Here is a 1,127-nt window from a genome sequence, read left to right as displayed (position 1 = left end):
GATCAGCCTTTCGTGGTGGCGTCGGCCAGTGCGTCGACCACCTCGCTGAACCGGCCGTGCCGGTGGAAGACGGCGCGCTGTCGGGCGGCGCCGCCGCCGTCCGTGCGGATCCGTTCCCACTGCTGCCAGGCCCAGTCGGTGTCGCCGGTCAGGTCGAGGCCGGGCCGGGCGAGGGTGATCAGCGTGTCCACCAGAGCCGCGGCGGGCCGTTCTTGTCCGTCGACCGGATCGAGACCGTTGCCGGTGAGGCCCTGGGCGGCGGCGAGCCGGTGGGCCCGGAGCAGGCGGGGGCGGGGGATAGGGGGCGGGGGCAGGTTTGTGTCGACGCGGGGCAGCAGGGTGGTGGTGAGGCCGCGGGCCAGGATCGCGAGCAGGACCACGGTGTCGAGGTCGGCGTTGGCGTCGGCGATCCGGATCTCCAGGGTCGGTACGTGTTCGGAGGGCCGGGCGTGCCAGTACACCATGCGGTTGTCGAGCAGTGTGCCGTCGCTGACCAGGCGTGCCACGTGTGCGAGGTACTGGGCCTCGTCGGTCAGGAGCGGGGTGGGGCCGACGGTCGGCCATCGGGCGTGTTCGACGGCGCGCCAGCTGTGGTAGCCGGTGTCGTGTCGGCGGGTGTAGGGCGAGTTCCCGGCCAGGGCCTGGAGGACGGGCAGCCATGGCCGCAGGTGCTGGGCGAGGGCGAGGGCGCGGGTGCGGTCCAGGGTTCCGAGGTGGATGTGGCAGCCGCAGACGAGTCCGTCGTCGCGGGCGGCGCCGTCCGGGCGGGTGACCAGGGCGGCGAAGCGGTGGGCCATCAGCCGGTAGCGTGCGGTGTCGGTCACCGTCAGCGGTTCTTCGGGGGGCAGGACGGGCGTGCCGCAGGCGATCGGCAGGCAGTGTTCGGTCCGGGCGGCCGCGCCGACGGTCGTGCGGAGCCGGGCGAGTTCGTCGCGTAGGTCGTGGCGGTTGGCGGTGGCTCGGGTGCAGGTTTCGATCTGGGCGTTGAAGAACTCGGTCTGGACCTGTGGGCCGAGGGTGTGGCCGGCGTGTCGGATGACGGCCGGGGCGCGGTTGACCGGGGCTCGTGTGGCCTGGTCGACCAGGATGAATTCCTCCTCGACTCCCATGGTCAGGATCTCCATCGC

1 protein-coding gene is annotated in these 1,127 nt (G+C 72.7%); it reads right to left on the bottom strand.

Annotated features, from left to right (window positions below):
- Positions 1-2: 2 nt before the first annotated feature.
- Positions 3-1,127, bottom strand: a 1,125-nt coding sequence (locus GGE06_RS41970) for a carboxylate-amine ligase (RefSeq protein ID WP_246533110.1), incomplete at its 5' end; no start/stop codon positions are given.

The organism is Streptomyces nymphaeiformis, from assembly GCF_014203895.1.
Classification (GTDB): domain Bacteria; phylum Actinomycetota; class Actinomycetes; order Streptomycetales; family Streptomycetaceae; genus Streptomyces; species Streptomyces nymphaeiformis.
The sequence above is the reverse complement of the archived record's forward strand: the minus strand, read 5'-3'. Positions and strand labels throughout refer to the sequence as shown.